The organism is Novosphingobium sp. Gsoil 351 (assembly GCF_009707465.1).
Lineage (GTDB): Bacteria > Pseudomonadota > Alphaproteobacteria > Sphingomonadales > Sphingomonadaceae > Novosphingobium.
This window is the reverse complement of the sequence record NZ_CP046120.1, coordinates 2,793,816-2,811,095: the sequence shown is the minus strand read 5'-3', so window position 1 is coordinate 2,811,095 and position 17,280 is coordinate 2,793,816. Positions and strand designations below refer to the sequence as shown.

27 protein-coding genes and 1 pseudogene are annotated in these 17,280 nt (G+C 65.7%); 21 read left to right on the top strand and 7 right to left on the bottom strand.

Features of this window, described 5'->3' with window-relative positions; genetic code table 11:
- Positions 1 to 6: 6 nt before the first annotated feature.
- Genes GKE62_RS13555 through GKE62_RS13545 form a run of 3 tightly spaced genes read right to left on the bottom strand, consistent with a single transcriptional unit; the run spans position 7 to position 2,979 of the window.
- Positions 7 to 720, bottom strand: a complete 714-nt coding sequence (locus GKE62_RS13555; RefSeq protein WP_154692698.1) for a DUF448 domain-containing protein — start codon at positions 718 to 720, stop codon at positions 7 to 9.
- Complete coding sequence (gene nusA, locus GKE62_RS13550; protein ID WP_154692697.1) at positions 701 to 2,359, bottom strand: transcription termination factor NusA; 1,659 nt, start codon at positions 2,357 to 2,359, stop codon at positions 701 to 703. The genes GKE62_RS13555 and nusA overlap by 20 nt, the downstream gene beginning before the upstream one ends.
- Positions 2,360 to 2,364: 5 nt before the next feature.
- On the bottom strand, positions 2,365 to 2,979 hold the full coding sequence (locus tag GKE62_RS13545) for a ribosome maturation factor (RefSeq protein ID WP_154692696.1): 615 nt from the start codon (positions 2,977 to 2,979) through the stop codon (positions 2,365 to 2,367).
- Between GKE62_RS13545 and GKE62_RS19780 the strand changes: the two are divergent.
- Positions 2,969 to 4,409, top strand: a pseudogene (locus GKE62_RS19780) (DUF3422 domain-containing protein). The gene GKE62_RS13545 and the pseudogene GKE62_RS19780 overlap by 11 nt on opposite strands.
- On the opposite strand, the gene pspF reads toward GKE62_RS19780, so the two are convergent.
- Positions 4,406 to 5,449 (bottom strand): phage shock protein operon transcriptional activator, encoded by a 1,044-nt coding sequence (pspF, locus tag GKE62_RS13535; RefSeq protein ID WP_154692695.1) that lies wholly within the window; start codon positions 5,447 to 5,449, stop codon positions 4,406 to 4,408. The pseudogene GKE62_RS19780 and the gene pspF overlap by 4 nt on opposite strands.
- A 167-nt stretch (positions 5,450 to 5,616) precedes the next feature.
- Between pspF and GKE62_RS13530 the strand changes: the two genes are divergently transcribed.
- The 11 genes from GKE62_RS13530 to GKE62_RS13485 all read left to right on the top strand — a co-directional run bounded on the left by GKE62_RS13530 (position 5,617) and on the right by GKE62_RS13485 (position 9,625).
- Positions 5,617 to 5,772 carry a hypothetical protein gene (locus GKE62_RS13530; protein ID WP_154692694.1) on the top strand — a complete coding sequence of 52 codons (156 nt, stop codon included), beginning with the start codon at positions 5,617 to 5,619 and terminating at the stop codon, positions 5,770 to 5,772.
- A gap of 101 nt (positions 5,773 to 5,873) precedes the next feature.
- Positions 5,874 to 6,632 carry a phage shock protein PspA gene (gene pspA, locus GKE62_RS13525; protein ID WP_370516099.1) on the top strand — a complete coding sequence of 253 codons (759 nt, stop codon included), beginning with the start codon at positions 5,874 to 5,876 and terminating at the stop codon, positions 6,630 to 6,632.
- Between the two features lie 2 nt (positions 6,633 to 6,634).
- Positions 6,635 to 6,931: an envelope stress response membrane protein PspB gene (pspB, locus tag GKE62_RS13520; protein WP_154692693.1), complete on the top strand. Its 297-nt coding sequence runs from the start codon at positions 6,635 to 6,637 to the stop codon at positions 6,929 to 6,931.
- The gene (pspC, locus tag GKE62_RS13515; RefSeq protein WP_154692692.1) at positions 6,928 to 7,305 is read left to right on the top strand and encodes an envelope stress response membrane protein PspC; all 378 of its coding nucleotides are present in this window, start codon (positions 6,928 to 6,930) and stop codon (positions 7,303 to 7,305) included. The genes pspB and pspC overlap by 4 nt, the downstream gene beginning before the upstream one ends.
- A gap of 24 nt (positions 7,306 to 7,329) precedes the next feature.
- Positions 7,330 to 7,626 carry a hypothetical protein gene (locus GKE62_RS13510; protein WP_154692691.1) on the top strand — a complete coding sequence of 99 codons (297 nt, stop codon included), beginning with the start codon at positions 7,330 to 7,332 and terminating at the stop codon, positions 7,624 to 7,626.
- Positions 7,623 to 7,973 (top strand): hypothetical protein, encoded by a 351-nt coding sequence (locus tag GKE62_RS13505; RefSeq protein ID WP_154692690.1) that lies wholly within the window; start codon positions 7,623 to 7,625, stop codon positions 7,971 to 7,973. The genes GKE62_RS13510 and GKE62_RS13505 overlap by 4 nt, the downstream gene beginning before the upstream one ends.
- Positions 7,970 to 8,218 (top strand): hypothetical protein, encoded by a 249-nt coding sequence (locus GKE62_RS13500; protein ID WP_154692689.1) that lies wholly within the window; start codon positions 7,970 to 7,972, stop codon positions 8,216 to 8,218. The genes GKE62_RS13505 and GKE62_RS13500 overlap by 4 nt, the downstream gene beginning before the upstream one ends.
- A 26-nt stretch (positions 8,219 to 8,244) precedes the next feature.
- On the top strand, positions 8,245 to 8,481 hold the full coding sequence (locus GKE62_RS13495) for a hypothetical protein (protein WP_154692688.1): 237 nt from the start codon (positions 8,245 to 8,247) through the stop codon (positions 8,479 to 8,481).
- Positions 8,478 to 8,654: a hypothetical protein gene (locus GKE62_RS18550; RefSeq protein WP_195908389.1), complete on the top strand. Its 177-nt coding sequence runs from the start codon at positions 8,478 to 8,480 to the stop codon at positions 8,652 to 8,654. The genes GKE62_RS13495 and GKE62_RS18550 overlap by 4 nt, the downstream gene beginning before the upstream one ends.
- 190 nt (positions 8,655 to 8,844) lie before the next feature.
- On the top strand, positions 8,845 to 9,255 hold the full coding sequence (locus tag GKE62_RS13490; protein ID WP_154692687.1) for a SufE family protein: 411 nt from the start codon (positions 8,845 to 8,847) through the stop codon (positions 9,253 to 9,255).
- Positions 9,242 to 9,625 carry a YbaN family protein gene (locus GKE62_RS13485; protein WP_154692686.1) on the top strand — a complete coding sequence of 128 codons (384 nt, stop codon included), beginning with the start codon at positions 9,242 to 9,244 and terminating at the stop codon, positions 9,623 to 9,625. Before GKE62_RS13490 ends, GKE62_RS13485 begins: the two co-directional genes overlap by 14 nt.
- Before the next feature lie 34 nt (positions 9,626 to 9,659).
- On the opposite strand, the gene GKE62_RS13480 is transcribed toward GKE62_RS13485, so the two are convergent.
- Positions 9,660 to 10,175: a sterol desaturase family protein gene (locus tag GKE62_RS13480; RefSeq protein WP_230206696.1), complete on the bottom strand. Its 516-nt coding sequence runs from the start codon at positions 10,173 to 10,175 to the stop codon at positions 9,660 to 9,662.
- A gap of 61 nt (positions 10,176 to 10,236) precedes the next feature.
- Between GKE62_RS13480 and GKE62_RS13475 the strand changes: the two genes are divergently transcribed.
- Both GKE62_RS13475 and leuC read left to right on the top strand, forming a co-directional pair.
- Positions 10,237 to 10,827: a hypothetical protein gene (locus GKE62_RS13475; RefSeq protein ID WP_154692685.1), complete on the top strand. Its 591-nt coding sequence runs from the start codon at positions 10,237 to 10,239 to the stop codon at positions 10,825 to 10,827.
- A gap of 206 nt (positions 10,828 to 11,033) precedes the next feature.
- Entirely contained in the window at positions 11,034 to 12,464 is a 1,431-nt protein-coding gene (leuC, locus tag GKE62_RS13470) for a 3-isopropylmalate dehydratase large subunit (RefSeq protein WP_154692684.1), read from the top strand.
- Between the two features lie 20 nt (positions 12,465 to 12,484).
- Here leuC and GKE62_RS13465 read toward each other — a convergent pair whose 3' ends face one another.
- On the bottom strand, positions 12,485 to 12,811 hold the full coding sequence (locus GKE62_RS13465; RefSeq protein WP_154692683.1) for a hypothetical protein: 327 nt from the start codon (positions 12,809 to 12,811) through the stop codon (positions 12,485 to 12,487).
- Positions 12,812 to 12,898: 87 nt separating this feature from the next.
- Between GKE62_RS13465 and GKE62_RS13460 the strand changes: the two genes are divergently transcribed.
- Genes GKE62_RS13460 through grxD form a run of 7 tightly spaced genes read left to right on the top strand, consistent with a single transcriptional unit; the run spans position 12,899 to position 16,207 of the window.
- The gene (locus GKE62_RS13460) at positions 12,899 to 13,390 is read left to right on the top strand and encodes a DNA-deoxyinosine glycosylase (protein ID WP_154692682.1); all 492 of its coding nucleotides are present in this window, start codon (positions 12,899 to 12,901) and stop codon (positions 13,388 to 13,390) included.
- A gap of 41 nt (positions 13,391 to 13,431) precedes the next feature.
- Complete coding sequence (locus GKE62_RS18545) at positions 13,432 to 13,602, top strand: hypothetical protein (protein WP_195908388.1); 171 nt, start codon at positions 13,432 to 13,434, stop codon at positions 13,600 to 13,602.
- Between the two features lie 34 nt (positions 13,603 to 13,636).
- Positions 13,637 to 14,239 carry a 3-isopropylmalate dehydratase small subunit gene (leuD, locus tag GKE62_RS13455; RefSeq protein WP_154692681.1) on the top strand — a complete coding sequence of 201 codons (603 nt, stop codon included), beginning with the start codon at positions 13,637 to 13,639 and terminating at the stop codon, positions 14,237 to 14,239.
- On the top strand, positions 14,236 to 15,237 hold the full coding sequence (locus GKE62_RS13450; RefSeq protein ID WP_154692680.1) for an NADPH:quinone oxidoreductase family protein: 1,002 nt from the start codon (positions 14,236 to 14,238) through the stop codon (positions 15,235 to 15,237). Before leuD ends, GKE62_RS13450 begins: the two co-directional genes overlap by 4 nt.
- A 57-nt stretch (positions 15,238 to 15,294) precedes the next feature.
- Positions 15,295 to 15,618: a DUF1476 domain-containing protein gene (locus tag GKE62_RS13445; protein ID WP_154692679.1), complete on the top strand. Its 324-nt coding sequence runs from the start codon at positions 15,295 to 15,297 to the stop codon at positions 15,616 to 15,618.
- A gap of 5 nt (positions 15,619 to 15,623) precedes the next feature.
- Positions 15,624 to 15,857: a BolA/IbaG family iron-sulfur metabolism protein gene (locus GKE62_RS13440; protein ID WP_154692678.1), complete on the top strand. Its 234-nt coding sequence runs from the start codon at positions 15,624 to 15,626 to the stop codon at positions 15,855 to 15,857.
- A gap of 20 nt (positions 15,858 to 15,877) precedes the next feature.
- On the top strand, positions 15,878 to 16,207 hold the full coding sequence (gene grxD / locus GKE62_RS13435; RefSeq protein WP_154692677.1) for a Grx4 family monothiol glutaredoxin: 330 nt from the start codon (positions 15,878 to 15,880) through the stop codon (positions 16,205 to 16,207).
- A gap of 193 nt (positions 16,208 to 16,400) precedes the next feature.
- Here grxD and mtnP read toward each other — a convergent pair whose 3' ends face one another.
- A complete protein-coding gene (mtnP, locus tag GKE62_RS13430) occupies positions 16,401 to 17,279 on the bottom strand; it encodes an S-methyl-5'-thioadenosine phosphorylase (protein WP_154692676.1) in 879 nt (292 codons plus the stop codon).
- Position 17,280 lies beyond the last annotated feature (1 nt).

Sequence of the window (17,280 nt, the reverse complement as noted above, 5' to 3'; positions counted from 1 at the left end):
TGACTGTCACAGCCCTTCGTTCAAAATCAAATCACCCGCCCGCGCTGAATCGCGCGAGGCGGTTTCTGTCGTGTGGCCCAGGAAGCGCAACAGGCGCCCCAGAGGCACGGCCAGCCTTGCAGCAGCCGCAGCATCGGTAAGCGCCAGGTGGACGACGTTGTCGCGGCCCAATGCCACAGACAAAGCCGCGCGGTCCAGCGGCAATCGGATTCCCCCGCGCCCGGTTCCTTCGGCGTTCTCGCCCACCCTCCAAGCCTGATCGAGCTTGCGGCTGCCGTCCTCGCTGGCGTCGGCGGCGTGGCCGATCCAGGCGACTTTTCCCGCTCGGGCATTATCGGCGATGCGGTCGGACCCCAGCAGTACCTTGCCCGCGCGCAGTTCGAGACCAAGACGATCGGTGAACGCGCGGCTCAATGCCGCTTCGATCATGGCGGGCAACTCGGCGGCGACCGCGATCGGCGCACCTTTGAAGGCACGTTTCATCGCTCCCACGAACTTCCCCTTCGCCAGCGCGATCTCAAGGTCACCGCGCGACACACCCAGCCACGCTCCGCGCCCGGGCGCCTTGGCCAGGGCATCGGGAAACACCTCCCCTTCTGGCGATACCGCCAGCCGGATCAGCGCGTCGCGCGCGGCCTTCTCGCCGGAGAGGACGCAGGTCCGCTCCGCCGGATCGACCGGGATGTCGGAGCCTACTTGCTCATTGTGAGGAGTCCGCATGGGCGGCCTCCTGAGGATGGGCGGCCGGTTCGTCTTCGAACCAATGCGCGCGCGCCGCCATGATGATCTCGTTGCCCTGCTCTTCGCTCAGACCGAATTCGCCGAGCACCCCGCCCTTGTCCTCGGGACGCACGGGGCGGACATCGGCCTTGAGCTGCGGACCAGTGGGAGCCGCCGCCGGATTCTCGCGCCGGCGCGGCTCGGCGCGCTTCTTGGCGATCAGTTCGTCGGTGGCCAGATCGGCCAGGTCGTCGAGCGTCTTGATCCCCGCCTTGCCCAGCACGACCAGCATCTGTTCGGTCAGGTGCGGGATTTCGGCCAGCGAGTCTTCGACCCCCAGTGCGGTGCGCTGTTCGCGGAACGCGGTGTCGCGGCGATCGAGCGCCTCGACCGCGCGGCTTTGCAGCTCCTCGCCCAGCTCCTCATCGAAGCCTTCGATCCCGGCCAGTTCGGCGATGTCGATGTAGGCGACTTCCTCCAGCTCGGTGAAGCCTTCGGCCACCAGCAACTGCGACAGCGTCTCGTCGACGTCGAGCTCGGTCTCAAACAGCTTGGAGCGCTCGGTGAATTCGCGCTGGCGCTTTTCGCTCGCTTCGGCATCAGTAAGGATGTCGATCGCGGAGCCGGTCAGCGACGACGCCAGGCGCACGTTCTGGCCGCGGCGGCCGATCGCGAGCGATAGCTGATCGTCGGGAACGACCACCTCGATACGGCCCTCTTCCTCGTCGATCACGACGCGGCTGACGGTGGCGGGCTGAAGCGCGTTGACCACGAACGTCGCGGTGTCCTCGCTCCACGGAATGATGTCGATCTTCTCGCCCTGCAGCTCCTGGACCACCGCCTGGACGCGGCTACCCTTCATCCCGACGCAGGCGCCGACCGGATCGATGCTGCTATCGCGGCTGATCACGCCGATCTTCGCGCGCGACCCAGGGTCCCGTGCGGCCGCCATGATCGTGATGATCCCGTCATAGATTTCGGGGACTTCCTGCGCGAACAGCTTCTTCATGAATTCAGGATGCGCGCGGCTGAGGAAGATCTGCGGCCCGCGGTTCTGGCGCTCGACCTTGGAGATATAGGCGCGGACACGTTCGCCGACGCGGGCGACTTCGCGTGGGATCTGCTGGTCACGGCGGATCACGCCTTCGGCGCGGCCGAGGTTGACGATCACGTGGCCGAACTCGACCGACTTGATCACCCCGGTGATGATCTCGCCAGCGCGGTCCTTGAATTCCTCGTACTGGCGCTCGCGCTCGGCGTCGCGGACCTTCTGGAAGATGACCTGCTTGGCCGATTGCGCGTCGATCCGCCCCAGATCGACCGCAGGCAGCGGATCGACGATGAAATCGCCGACCTTGGCGCCGGGCTGCAGCTTTTCGCCCTGCTTGAGATCGACCTGCTTGAAGTAGTCCTCAACCTCCTCGACCACCTCGACCACGCGCCACAGGCGCAAGTCGCCAGTGCGTGGATCGAGTTTGGCGCGGATGTCGTTCTCGGCCCCGTAACGATTGCGTGCCGACTTCTGGATCGCTTCTTCCATCGCCTCGATAACGATGGCGCGGTCGATCATCTTTTCTGTCGCGACCGCGGTGGCGATCGCGAGAAGCTCGGCCTTGTTGGCGGAGATGGCGCTGGACATGGGTCTTACTGGTCCTGTTCGCTGGAGAGATATTCGGATTCGATGCCGGCTTCCTCGACGGTCTCGTCCACTCCACTGGTGTCGAGCGGCCGGGTGGCGGCGATCAGGCGATCGGTCAAGAGGAGCTTAGCGTTGGCGATGTTCTCAAGCGTGAAACGCACCGCCCCGCCCTTACGGTCGGTGAAGGCGATCGTCCCCAGTTCGACCCCGTCGATGATGCCGTGCAGGTTCTTGCGCTCGCCGGTGTCGCTCAAGACTGCATCGATGAGCGTGACGCGCGCCTCGTGCCCTGCCCAATCGGAAAAATCGGCCAGCCGGGTCAGCGGCCGGTCGATCCCCGGCGAGGAGACTTCGAGCCGATAAGAGCCGGGGATCGGATCCTGCCCGGCTTCCTCGAGCGCATCGAGCCGGTCGGAAATCGCGCGAGACAGCGTTCCGCAGTCGTCGATGGTCAGTTGGCGGGTGTCGGGCCGTTCTGCCATGATCTGCAGGGTGCGATCGTCGCCGTCGTCATCCCCCTTCGCGGGACGCGCGCCGAAAAGCCGTACGCGCACCAGATCGAAGCCGAGCGCCTGCGCCTCGTCCTTCGCAATTCCGGTTACGCGTTCGATGTCGGCCAATGCCAGCTCCAGTCAGTCCCCAAAGCCTCAACGCCGTATCGCGCCGGCCCCTTGCGGCGCCAGCCCTTCGTTGCGTCAACAATGTCGGGATGAGTGGCCAGATAGGGGACATACGCGGGATTTGCAAGCGGGGCTTTTGCATCCACTGACCCACATCGCACAATCTGATACTCCAGCGGAGAATCGGCGGGGGACAAGAATGCGCGATCACGAACTGCGGCGCAGCGTCGTCGGCGAGATGCATTTGCGGCGCTGGCCGCAGGTCGTCGTGCCGAGCCGGATCGTGCAGTGGGTGGCGATCGTGCCCGAGGCGGAGCGCTCAGCGGAATACTCGGCGATCGACGCGCGATCCAATCACCAGCGCACCAATCCGGCGCATCGAGCTGGAACGTTGTCCCCGGGGGTGCGCTTCGCGTGGGAACGACACAGCGAGGGCAGTAGCCTGGCGTTGTTCGCAGAGGAAGGCGCCGACCTTTCCGAAGCGTTGACTTGGGCCGAAGAGTTGCCGCTTCAGGTTCTGCGCGCCACCACCATTCGGATCGTCGCCGACGATGCCGCCGCCGAAGCCGTACTGCCCGAACTCGAACTGATCCGCGACGAACTGGTCTCGTGCCTAATCGGCGATCGCGTCCGGATGTGGTCCGACTTCCGGATCAAGCCCGATGGCTTCGGGCACCTTGCGATCGCCGCCAACGACGCCGAGCCGGGCGATCTGACGCGCCAGCTTCAGCGGCTCCAGGAACTCGGCAACTATCGCAATCGAGCGCTGCTTGGCCTGCCGGTGGCGCGCGGGGCGTGGCCGCGGCTCGACAAGGCCGAGGAGCGATTGGCGGCGCTGGCTGGCCGTGTCGCCGACAGCGCGGCGGACGACGACGAGCTGATGCGCGAGCTTTCGGCGCTCTCACTCGAACTCATGGCGGTTTCGACCGCGATCGGCTTTCGGATGGACGCGACCGAGGCCTACGCGCGGCTGGTCGAGGAACGGTTGGAACAGCTCGATTGCCGCCCGATCCCCGGCTACGCTTCGCTGATCGACTTCACCCAGCGCCGTTTCCTGCCCGCCGCCAACACCTGCCGCGCGACCACCAGGCGCGCGCGAGCTGTCGGTGCGCGCGGCCGAGCTGTCGTCGCTGCTGCGCGCGCGGATCGAGGCGCGAATCGAAGGTCAGAACGCGCAGTTGCTCCACTCCATGGAACGCAGCGCCAAGACGCAACTCAGGCTCCAGCAGCTGGTCGAAGGCTTCTCGGTCATTGCGCTAAGCTATTACCTGCTGTCGCTTGCCAAGCTCGTGCTTGAGGGCGCTGAGAAGCATTGGCATGGCTTCGACGCCAAGCTGCTAATCGCGCTGCTGGTGGTGCCGACTCTGCTGGCGATCTGGCTGGCCCTGCGCGCTCTCAAGCATCGCGTCCTGGGAGAGGGAGTGGGTTAGCCCGCCATCTTCTCCACCAGCCCGTGCTTCTTCATGCAATGGCGCAGCTGGTCGTAGGTCAGCCCCAGTGCCTTGGCGGTGGAACGCTGGTTGTAGCGGTGCTTGGTCAGGTGGTGCTCGATGATCGAGCGTTCGTGGGCGTCGACAGCGGCGCGCAGGTCGCTGATCGAATCGTGATCGTGGCGGGCCAAAGCAGGAGCATGACTGGTGCCGGCCGACACCGCCTTCAAAGGCGCGGCCGCCGCAACTTCGGGTACGAACGGCTTCCACGGGCTTTCGAACGGATCGAACTGAACGTGGCCGATCGGACGGTCCCAATCGTCCCAGCGATAGACCGCGCGTTCGATAACGTTGCGCAGTTCGCGCACGTTGCCTGGCCAGGCATAGTCCTCGAGCGCGCGCATCACCGGCTCGGCGAAGCCAGGCCACTCCTCCCAGCGCAGCTCGGTCGCCATCCGCCGGCCGAAGTATTCGGCGAGCACGAAGACGTCGCCCTCGCGGACTCGCAGCGGCGGAAGCGTGATGACCTCGAAGCAGAGGCGATCGAGCAGGTCGGGGCGAAAGCGGCCTTCGGCGGCCATCCGCGGCAGGTCCTCGTTGGTCGCCGCGACGATCCTCACGTCGACCTGGATCGGCCGTGACGAACCGATCCGGTTGACTTCGCCGTATTCGACCGCGCGCAGCAGGCGTTCCTGCGCGCCCATAGACAGCGTGGCGAGCTCGTCGAGGAACAGCGTCCCCTTGTCAGCCTCTTCGAAGCGTCCCGCCCGCGCCCGGGTGGCGCCGGTGAACGCGCCCGCCTCGTGCCCGAACAACTCGGCCTCGATCAACGTCTCGGGCAGGGCCGCACAGTTCATCGTCACCAGCGGCTCACCCCATCGCAGCGACAGGCGGTGGAGGCGTTCGGCGATCAATTCCTTGCCGGTGCCGCGCTCACCGATCACGAGCACCGGGCGACGCATCGGCGCGGCCCGGCTGGCGCGTTCGACCGCGTCGAGAAACGCGCCCGACTGGCCGATGAACTGAACCTCCCGATCCATACCCATGCTTTAGCGAATTTTCCCAACCTTGCGCAATCCACACCATATCGATTCTTGCGGAGCGTGGCGAAAATGGCGCAATCGCGCGCTGCCAACGACTTGGCACGCCGCTTGCTAAGCCATGAACAACAGCGACTGCTGCCAACCGAGAAGCAAGGATCAAACCGATGTTCGACCGCCAGTTCCTCCAGTCCAAGCTTGGCCAGGCCTCGGTGATCAGCTTCGCCGCGATGCTGGCGCTGAACGTCTTCGCGCTGAGCAGCCAGCTTCACGCGGTGCCGACGGCTTATGCTTCCGCGCCGACGATGGTTGAGCTCGCGTGACCGGTCCGGATCCCTTCGACCTGGGGCCGGAGCGTTCGCCGAACGAGCGCCTGCGGCAACCCGAGGCCGAGCCCCGCAAGTTCTCGCGCTTCGAGGAAGAAGTGCAGCGCTTGCGCAGTGACACCCCCAACCGCCCGATCCGATCCAACGCCTCCGGAGTTTCCTTCATGGGTATCTTCAGCCGTACCCGCGACATTATCGCGGCCAATTTCAACGACCTGCTCGACAAGGCCGACGATCCTGCCAAGATGATCCGGATGATCATCCTCGAAATGGAGGAAACGCTCGTCGAAGTCCGCGCCAGCGCGGCGCGGACGATCGCCGACCAGAAGGAAATGCACCGCCACACGATCAAGCTCGATCAGCTTCAGGCCGACTGGGGCGAAAAGGCCCAGCTCGCGCTGTCGAAGGATCGCGAAGACCTCGCCCGCGCGGCACTTGTCGAAAAGAAGAAGGCCGGCGACATGGCCGACCAGCTCAAGGTTGAGATCGGCGTTCTCGACGACGCCCTGCGCGCCTACGAGCAGGACATCGAGAAGCTCCAGAACCGCCTGCGCGAAGCCCGCAGCCGCCAGACCGCGATCGCCGCGCGCCTCGAAAGCGCCGAGAACCGGGTCAAGCTACGCAGCCTGTTGGCCAGCGAGAGGGTCGATGAGGCGATGAGCCGGTTCGACCAGCTCGAACGCCGGGTCGACTACGCCGAGGGTCGCGCCGATGCGCTGAGCCTGGCCGATGGTAGCAACGGCCCCAAGAGCCTAGCCGACCAGATCAGCGAGCTCGCCGGGAGCGACAAGATCGACGAGGAACTCGAAGCGATGAAGGCCGCGCTCAAGAGCGACGACGCCGGAAAGGAAGCCTGACCATGGACGAAGCCGTCATCATCGTCCCGATCGTGGTGCTAGGCCTTCCGTGGCTGATCTTCCATTACATCACCAAGTGGAAGACCGCCGCAACGCTGACCAGCGACGACGAAACCATGCTCGAAGAGATGTACCAGATCGCACGCCGGCTCGACGAGCGCATGGACACCGTCGAGCGGCTGGTCGCGGCCGATAATCCCGAATTCCAGCCACGCCGCATCGCCAACGACCGCGAAATTGATGACGAGCCGCTGCGCGCCGCCGAGCGCCTTCTGGCCAAGGGGAGGAAAGCGAAGTGAACAGCCCGCGCACCCGTTTCTATCGCGACAAGCAGAACGGCAAAGTCATGGGCGTCTGCGCCGGCGTCGCCGACTACACCGGGGTCGATGTCATGTGGGTCCGGCTGGGTGCGATCGCACTCGTGCTGATGGGGGTCGGCCTGGTTATTCCCGCCTATTTCATCGCCGGGTTCTTCGCAGCCCAGAAGCCATCGTACCTCTATGTCGATAGCGGTGAGCAGAAGTTTTGGCAGCGTGTGCGCCAGTCGCCGGGCCGCACGGCCCGTGAAGTGCGCGCCAACTTCCGCGACATCGACCGCCGCCTGGCCGACATCGAGACGTTCTACGTCACCAGCAACCCGCGGCTTTCGGCAGAGATCGAGCGCTTGCGCTGATAACCTTCATTGGGGGAATTGATCATGGGCGAACTTGCAATACTGGTCCCTTTGGCGCCCTTCATCATGGTCGCCTTCATCGTCTGGACCAAGCACCAGAGCAAACTGGCGCAGGCGCGAATCGAATCGACCAGCGAGCTGAGCGCAGAAAAGGCGGCGCAGTACGTCGCGCATACCCAGCAGCTCGAAGATCGCGTCCGGGTGCTCGAACGCATCGTTACCGACAAGGGCTACGACGTGGCCACACAGATCGAGGCGCTGCGCGATGCACGCCGCACCGAAGCGCTGATCGACAGCCGCGAACCGGAGGCGCGTTCATGAGCCTGGCGGACATCATCACCCTCGCCCCTTGGGTAGTCGGTGGCGGACTGGCGCTGGGCGCCGGCGGCATTCTCGCCTCGGTCCACAACACCAGACTCAAGATCAAGCACGGCTATCCCCTCGAGGGTATGTGGGGCCAGTCGCTCAAGCCCGGCGTCGGCAACGAGGCGGTCGAACGGATCAAGCTGCTAAGCCAGGAAAACGCTGCGCTGCGCGCCGAACTGGGGAGCATGAAAGACCGGCTCGGCAACGTCGAGCGGATCGTCACCGACGGCGGCTATCACCTGACCAGCCAGATCGAGGCGCTCCGCGAGCCGAAACACGATAAGAAGGGCGAACTGCAATGAATTTCTGGACCGCCGTGGTTGTAATCGTCGCTATCGTGGCTTTCGCCAATTTGCGGGTCGCAAAGTACCGCTCGCTCGGCGGCGGCGGCGACGCGTCTCAAGCACGCGCCATCGGCCGCGAGGCGGAGTTGGAACGCGAAGTGCTGGACCTCAAAAAGCGCCTCGCGGTGCTCGAACGGATCGCAACCGACGATCGCCAGTCCGATGCGATCGCCAAAGAAATCGAATCGCTGCGCGACCGCTGAGCGGTTGCCAGCGCGGATATAGGAGCATGGACATGGCTTACGACCAGGTTCTCATCGCGGCCGCGGCGCTGCTCGGGCTGGTGGTCATCGCCGCCTCGACATTGAAAGGCTGGCAGGGCTGGCTCGAGCTCAAGCGATGCGAACTCGATCGGGTCCAGCCCGCCGAGCCGCGCCCAGGCACTGGTGCCGCCCGCATCGAACTCGCCGATTTGCGAGAGCGCGTCCGCAAGCTCGAAGCCATCGCCGCCGGAGTCGATCTGTGAGCCAGGTCCGCAGCGGAGCCGCACAGGCCGGGATCGGCCTTGGCAGCGCGCTGGCGGTGGCAATTTCGTGGAGCCTCCACAAGTCGATCGTTTGGGCGATCGTCCAAGGGTTCTTCGGCTGGTTTTACGTGCTCTACTTCGCGCTGACCCGCCCAGGCGGGTTTGCTGGCTGAATGCTCTGCTGACCCCCTCATCAACTTCGCCTAGCGAGGAGGAGAGGAGCAAGTTCCGTCATTTCGTCTTACCTTGCGGGAGATGATAGCGCAGCTTGTTCCGTCAGGAAGCGGCGAAGCTTGGCGAGGGGCCGCGGAAACGCGATACCCGCCCTTGCCCCCACCACATCCGCCCCCTACCTGCCCCCGGATGCGCCCGCTCTCCGACATCCGCGACGAGTACGAATTTGTCGATGGTGACGACCGCTATCGCCTACTGATCGAGCTGGGGCGCGAACTTGAAGCGATGCCGCAGGCGCTCAAGACCGATGCCACGCTGGTGCGCGGCTGTTCGGCCAGCGTGTGGGTCTATCCGGTGCCGCAAGCGGACGGCACGCTCCACTTTCTCGCCGACAGCAACGCCGCAATCACCAAGGGGATCGTCGCGCTGGTCTTGGCCGCCGTGCAGGACAAGCCCGCGGCGGAGGTGGCGGAAATGGACATCGCCGAGGCACTCGCGCCGTTCGATCTCAAGAATCAGCTCAGTTCCAACCGCACCCAGGGCGTGCCCAACATGATCGCGCTGATCCGCCAGGCCGCGGCGCGCTATGCCGCCGCCTAGCGGACCGCCAGTCAAGGGTTTCGGGCGGCACCTGTGGTTGGGCGCGGGCCTGGCGGCGTTCGGAACGGGCACGATCGGCATCGCGCTGCCGCTGCTGCCGACGGTGCCGTTCTACCTGCTCGCCGCGTTTTGCTTTACGCGAAGCCGTCCCGAATGGGCCGAGCGGCTCTACGACCATCGCCGCTATGGTCCGCCCTTGCGCGAATGGCGTGACCGGCGGGCGATCGGGCGCAAGGCCAAGATCGCGTCCCTGGTAGCGATGGGCGTCGGGGTGGTCGCGACCGGAGTCGCGCTCGGCTGGCCGTGGGTGCTGATCCCGCTGGCGGTGATGGCGGCAACCGGCTCGTGGATCTGGACGCGGGCGGAGTGATATCCTGTCTCCCCTCATGAGTGAGAGGGGAACTTTACTCTACCGCTTCCCTCAACACCGCCAGCCCGCTCTCGCGCTGCGCCTTCAGCTCTCGCTTCAAACGCACCGGGTCGCGCGCGAAGACGAAGCCAAAGCTGACTCCGCCCTCCTTGCCGATCGTCGCGTGGTGGAGCTTGTGCGCCTGGACCAACCGCCGGGCATAACCGCCGCGCGGAACCCAGCGGAACCAGCGCTGGTGGACTAGTCCGTCGTGGACCAGCGTGTAGATGATCCCGTAGCCCATCACGCCGAGCCCGATCCACGTCCCCGGCGGCCAGGCGCTCGCGCCCAGCACCAGCGGCGAGCCGAGCGCGAAGAAGCTTATGCTGATCGCCGCGCCCACCAGGGCGAAGCGGTCGTTCCGCTCGAGAAAGCCATCGTGCGGCTCGTGGTGATCGCGGTGCCAACCCCAGCCAAAGCCATGCATCACGTACTTGTGGCTCCACCACGCCACGCCCTCCATCGCGAGGATGCTAGCGAGCACGATGGCAATGGCAGCGAATGGCGACACGTCGCGTCTCTAACGCAGGCCACCGCTGGCTGCGACACTTTCTTACGATTTCGGGGATCGAATGCAGCAGCCGTTCATTTGGAGAGGCATAAACCTGAACGTGAGCCCGAAAACAGGCGGGCCATTTGCAAAGGAATATCTCATGCGTAGCCGCACCAAACTCTTCGTATCCGCGCTCGTCGCGGGCTCGGCGCTTGCCGCCGCGATCCCCGCGCAGGCGCAGAACTATCCGCAGCATAGCTACCCGCAGTCGCAAGACGGTCGTTACGATACCAACCGCGACGGTCGCATCGACCAGCGTGATGGGTACGACACGAACCACGACGGGCGATTTGACGACCGCGATGGCCGTTACGACAACCGTGACAACCGCTACGATCGCAACGATCAGTATCGCGGCAACGCCAACGCGATCTGGACCCAGATCGAGCAGCTCCAGCGCCGGGTTTCGCGGAACGACAACCGCGACAGGATTTCGGAGCGTGAAGCCGCGGGCCTGCGTCAGCAAGTCTATCAGCTGCGCATGCAGTTCCGCGATTTCAACCGCAACGGCCTGACCCAGCGCGAGGCCCGCACCTTGCAGGATCGCATCAACCAGGTCCGCTCGCGCTTGAGTTATGAGCGCAACGATCGCGACGGTCGCCGCTGGTAACCGCCAGCCGGGCAAATGGAGGCGCTTCGCGGCAACGCGGGGCGCCTTCTTGCTTGGCGGGTTGCTTTCACGCCCCCCGCATCTAAAGGCAGCCTCGAACTTCCCCGCTGGTGGCGAGCGAAGTCGAGACATGCCGGACGGACGCGCGGCCGATGCGCGACGTCCCTCGACTGCGCTTGGATGAGCGGACCAGGGTAGGAACCGCAATGGCTAGCAGACCCCGCACTCTCTACGAAAAGATCTGGGACGCGCACGTTGTCGAAACGCGCGAGGACGGGACCGCGCTGGTGTTCATCGATCGCCACCTCGTCCATGAGGTGACCAGCCCGCAGGCGTTCGAATCGCTCCGCACCAGCGGGCGAAAGGTGCGCCGCCCTGACCTGACGCTGGCGGTGCCCGACCACAATCTGCCGACGACCGCGAGACTCGATGCCGCGGGGCAGCGCATCCCCATCGCCGATGCCGAAAGTTCGGCTCAGCTCGCCGCGTTGGAAGGCAATGCCCCGGCGTTTGGCATCCGGTATATCGACGCCTCTGCCGCCGAGCAGGGTATCGTCCACGTGGTCGGCCCCGAGCAGGGCTTTTCGCTGCCCGGCGCGACGATCGTCTGCGGCGACAGCCACACTGCCGCGCACGGCGGGGTCGGCGCGCTGGCGTTCGGGATCGGTACCAGCGAGGTCGAGCACGTGCTGGCGACGCAAACCCTGCTGCTGCGCAAGTCGAAGACCATGGAAGTACGGGTCGATGGCCAGCTCGGCCCGGGCGTCACCCCCAAGGACCTGATTCTCCACATCGTTGGCACGGTCGGCACTGCGGGCGGCACCGGCCATGTCATCGAATATCGCGGCGCGGTGTTCGAGGCGATGAGCGTCGAGGGCCGCCTGACCGTGTGCAACATGAGCATCGAGGCGGGAGCGCGAGCCGGTCTGATCGCCGCCGACGACACCACTTTCGCTTATCTCAAGGGCCGTCCCTATTCTCCCAAGGGCGCCGAATGGGACGCCGCCGTGGCGTGGTGGCGCAGCCTCGCCACCGATCCAGGCGCGGCTTTTGACAAGACGGTCCGGATCGACGCGGCGGATGTCGGGCCAACCGTCACCTGGGGCACCAGCCCGGAGGACACCGCGCCGATCGGCGGGACCGTCCCCGCCCCCGAGAGCTTCGCCGACCCTTCCAAGCAGGAAGCCGCGCGCAAGAGCTTGGAATACATGGGCCTGACCCCCGGCCAGAAGCTCGCGGAAGTCGAGGTCCAGAACGTGTTCATCGGCAGCTGCACCAACAGCCGGATCGAAGACCTGCGCGCTGCCGCGGAAGTGCTGCGCGGACGGCACAAGGCGCCAGGCGTCAAGTGGGCGATCGTCGTGCCCGGTTCCGGCCTGGTCAAGCACCAGGCCGAGGCCGAGGGGCTGGACAAAGTGTTCATCGACGCCGGCCTCGAATGGCGCGAGCCGGGCTGCTCGGCGTGCCTCGGCATGAACCCCGACAAGGTGCCGCCGGGCGAACGCTGCGCTTCGACGAGCAATCGCAACTTCGTCGGCAGGCAAGGGCCGGGCGCGCGGACGCACCTGGTCTCCCCCGCAATGGCGGCAGCGGCGGCGGTGACCGGGCGGCTGACCGACGTGCGCGAGCTTGTCTAGCCGAAGCGCAAGATGGCAGTTCAGGCAGAGTTGAAATCGAGGTCGAGCACGGGCGCGATCTCGATGATGCCGCCGACATCGAGATGGGGCGAGCTGCTCGCCATATCTACAACGTGCTCCACGGTCTGGGCCTCGACGATCATGAATCCGGCCAGCGGAGCAGGCGTTTCGTTGGCATCCGCACCGTCGCAACCAAGCCAGACCGATTTGCCGAGCGGCGTGAGCGGTCCGGTCACGGATCGCGCGATTCCTTCCAGCCAGACTTGCCCTTTCGCCATGAGCGCGTCGGCCTGCGCCGGGGATAGGGGGCCGGGAGGCTGGTGGAACGCGAACAGGAAGCTTGACATATCGCGCACTCCTTTAGGGCCGACGCTAGATCGCGGAAGCGGGCAATTCCAGCAGCGGACCGACGACCGTAGCCAAGACCAACGCCGGTGACGCAAAAATGCTCGTTCGCGCCGGTCGTGTCTCCGGAAACCCGGCTGCTCGTGCTCGGAAGCCTGCCCGGCGAGGCATCGCTGAACGCCCAGCGATACTACGCGCATCCGCGGAATCAGTTTTGGCGACTCGCAGGATGCGTGATCGGGCGGCAAATCGCGCGGCTCGACTATGAGGCAAGGCTGGCAGCGCTACTCGACGCGAAGTTCGGCATGTGGGACACAGTCGCCTCGGCACGGAGAGAAGGAAGCCTCGATGCCGCCTTGCGCGAAGTGGAAGGCAACGCCCTGGGCGACCTTGTCGCCACCCTACCTTCCCTGCGCGCGATCGGTTTCAACGGCGCGGCCGCTGCAAGGATCGGCCGCAAGGCGCTGGGCGAAACTCGGCTCGCGCTGATCGATCTGCCTTCCTCCAGTCCTGCCCACGCGGCCATGAACTTTGCGCAAAAGGCGGAACGGTGGAAATTGTTGCGCGAATATCTCGGCTGACCTTGCGGCATCGGCGCGGCGATGCCAGATTCGCTCAGGCTATGACCAAGAAGACCGAAAGTTCGAAATGGGCGGGGCCGGCCGCAATGGCCGGGGCCGCGATCGGCTCCGCCGCGCTCGCGGCCGCGCTGCTTTATACCTCGCGCCGCAAGGAGCGAGCCGAGGCTGCGGCCAAGAAGAAGAGCGCCGCTCCGCCGCAAGAAACGGACTAGTTGCGCGGGGTTCGCGCCCCGCTATAGCGAGCCGATGCAACCCGTCAGCCAAATCGAAGGCCGCGCGATCCCGCTCGGCCGCAAGAACGTCGATACCGACGTCATCATTCCCGCACGGTGGCTCAAGACGATCACCCGAGAGGGCCTCGGTAAGGGCGCGTTCGAGACGATCCGCGCCGAGCCCGGCAACGTCTTCGACGACCCCCGCTTCGCCGGTGCTCCAGTCCTGATCGCGGGCGACAACTTCGGCTGCGGATCGAGCCGCGAGCACGCCGCCTGGGCGCTCGCCGACCTCGGCATCGCCTGCGTGATCGCGCCGAGCTTTTCCGACATCTTCAGCGGCAACGCGTTCAAGAACGGCATCCTGACCGTCGTTTTGCCGCAGGATCAGGTCGACCGGCTGCTCGATGTCGCCCAGACGGATCCGATCCACGTCGATCTCGAACACCAGACCGTCACCACACCCTTTCAAGACCGTTTCGAGTTCGCGATCGACCCCTTCCGCAAGCACTGCCTGCTCGAGGGACTCGACGAAGTCGGCCTCACCCTAAAACGCGACGCGGCCATATCGGACTACGAATCCCGCCATGAGCGTGACACGCCGTGGCTCGCCCATCCGATCGGAGTTGCCGCATGAAAGCCTTACGTTCGCACGCCACCGGCGGCCCCGAAACGCTGACCCTGGACGAGATCGACGCGCCTGTCCCGGGCAAGGGCCAAGTGCTGATCGCGGTCAAGGCCTGCGCGATCAACTTTCCAGACACCCTGATGATCCGGGACCTTTATCAGTTCAAGCCCGAGCGGCCCTATGCCCCGGGTGGCGAGATCGCCGGAGTGGTCGAGGCGATCGGCGAGGGCGTGACGCGCTGGAAGGTCGGCGACAAGGTGCTGTGCGGCACCGGCAATGGTGGCTTGGCGGAAAAGGTGGTGGTCGATCAGGGCCGTCCGTTCGCGATCCCCGAGGGCGTCTCGTTCGAGACTGCCAGCGCGATCCTGATGACCTATGGCACCAACATCCACGGCCTCAAGGACCGCGGCCACATCAAGGCGGGCGACACCCTGCTGGTGCTGGGCGCGGCGGGCGGAGTCGGCATTGCGGCAGTCGAACTCGGCAAGGCCTGGGGCGCGCGCGTGATCGCCGCTGTATCGAGCGAGGAGAAGGCCGCGATCGCGCGCGAGGCGGGAGCCGACGACGTAGTGATCTATCCCACCGGCGCGCTCGACAAGGCGCAGCAGCGCGCGCTGACCGACGCGTTCAAGGCCGCCTGCGGGCCCGATGGCGCCAACCTGATCTACGATATCGTCGGCGGCGATTATTCCGAACCGGCGTTGCGTGCGATCGCGTGGGAGGGCCGCTTCCTGGTGGTCGGGTTCCCCGCGGGGATCGCCAAGATGCCGCTCAATCTGACCCTGCTCAAGTCGTGCGACATTTGCGGAGTGTTCTGGGGCGCGTTCACCGCGCGCGAGCCGGAAAAGAATGCCGCGCACATCGCCGAACTGTTCGCGTTGCTCAAGGCCGGCAAGATCAACCCGCGCGTTTCCCAGACTTTCCCGCTCGAACGCGGCGGCGAGGCGATCAAGTTGCTCGAAGATCGCAAGGCCCTGGGCAAGGTCGTGGTGACGATGGGCGCTTGATCCGAAAGCCTGCCCCGCCCTATCGCGGGGTGAACCAATCCGAGGGAATCGTCCGTCATGACCAGTTTCTCCGACAAGGAGCGCGCCGAAGAGGCCAAGTTTGCCCGCGACGAGGAGATGGAGTTCCGCGTCGCTGCGCGGCGCAACCGCCTGCTTGGCGCCTGGGCGGCCGAGAAGATGGGGCTGACCTCAGCCGAGGCGGACGCCTATGGCAAGGAAGTGATCCAGGCCGATTTCGAGGAAGCCGGCGACGAGGACGTGATCCGCAAGCTGCTCGGCGACCTCACAGCGGCGGGGATCGAAATCGACGAGATTGAAATCCGCAGTGCGCTCGAAGCCAAGGCGATCGAGGCCCGCCGTTCGTTGATGGGCGGAGTCTAGCTTCGATGGGAATGCCAGCCGCCGAGATCGAGACGCTGATCCGCGCCGCCCTGCCCGGCGCGCAGGTGACGATGAGAGACTTGGCCGGCGACAACGATCACTGGGCGGCCCACGTCGTCTGGGCGGGGTTTGCGGGAAAGTCTCGCGTCGCGCAGCACAAGGCGGTCTATGCCGCGCTCGATGGGCGGATGGGCGGCGCGCTTCACGCCTTGCAACTCACCACCGCCGTGCCCAGCTAGGGCGCGAAAGGAACACCGCCATGTCTGATCCGCAGAGCCGCATCGCAGAAATCGTCACCGGCAACGACGTCGTGCTGTTCATGAAGGGAACGCCGCTGTTTCCCCAGTGCGGCTTCTCGAGCAAGGCGGTTGCGATCCTCGAGCACCTGGGCGTCGGTTTCGAGAGCGTCGATGTGCTCCAGGACATGGAAATCCGCTCGGGCATCAAGCAGTACTCCGACTGGCCGACGATCCCTCAGCTATACGTAAAGGGCGAATTCGTCGGCGGATCGGACATCATGATGGAGATGTTCGAGGCGGGCGAACTGCACCAGCTGATGCAGGACAAGCAGGTTGCTGCGGCTGGTTAAACGGATAGACTGAAATCGCCGAAGTTCGCCTCTCCCCTTGCGGGAGAGGATACGAAGACTTGGTGCAGCCCACCTAGTCAAAGTTGGCGAGGGGGCGCGGCACAGCGCCAAGCCTCGCCCCCTCACCAAGCTGCGCTGGCTCCTGAAGGAGCAAAGCTTCGCTATCCTCTCCCGCAGGGGGAGAGGCGGGCTGTCATTTTATTCCCAAAAACCGGCCCGCCACCGCATCGAGCCGCGCCAGAAGCGCTGGGTCGCGCGCTTCGGGAGACGTGATCACCGCACGGTCGAGCCCGGTGTCGATGGGTGAAGCGGTCCGCTCGGACGGGAGCAGCGCCACGAATCGCTCGACCGTCGCCCGCGCCAGATCCCCGTTGGCGTGCATCTGCGCGATCACCTCGCTTGCTTCGACCGAGGCGTTGGCCTTGCGCCAGCAGTCGTAGTCGGTGACCATCCCGATCAGCGCGTAGGGCAGCTCGGCCTCGCGAGCGAGCCGGGCTTCGGGCAGCGCGGTCATCCCGATCAGGTCGGCGCCCCACTTGCGGAACAACAGGCTTTCCGCGCGGGTCGAGAACTGCGGCCCTTCCATCGCCAGATAGGTCGCGCCGCGGGTGACCTCGCCGCCCGCCCCTTCGACCGCGTCAGCAGCCAGCGCGGAGAGCCGGGGGCACACCGGATCGGCCAGGCTGACGTGCGCGACCAGGCCCGTGCCGAAGAAGCTGCCCGGGCGGTTGCGCGTGCGGTCAATGAACTGGTCGGCGACCACGAACCGTCCCGGCGCCAGCGCCTCGCGCAGCGATCCGACCGACGAGATCGCCAGCACATCGGTGCAGCCCGCGCGTTTCAGCGCGTCGATGTTGGCGCGGGCGTTGACTTCAGAAGGGGGCACGCGGTGGCCGCGCCCGTGGCGGGGCAGAAACCGCACGCGGACATCGCCGATCCGCCCGAACAGGATTTCGTCCGAAGGCGCCCCCCACGGTGTGTCCACCGCGATCCACTGCGCATCTTCCAGCGCTTCAAGTGCGTAGAGCCCCGATCCGCCGATGATCCCGATCGTCCAGCCGTTCGCGGCCATC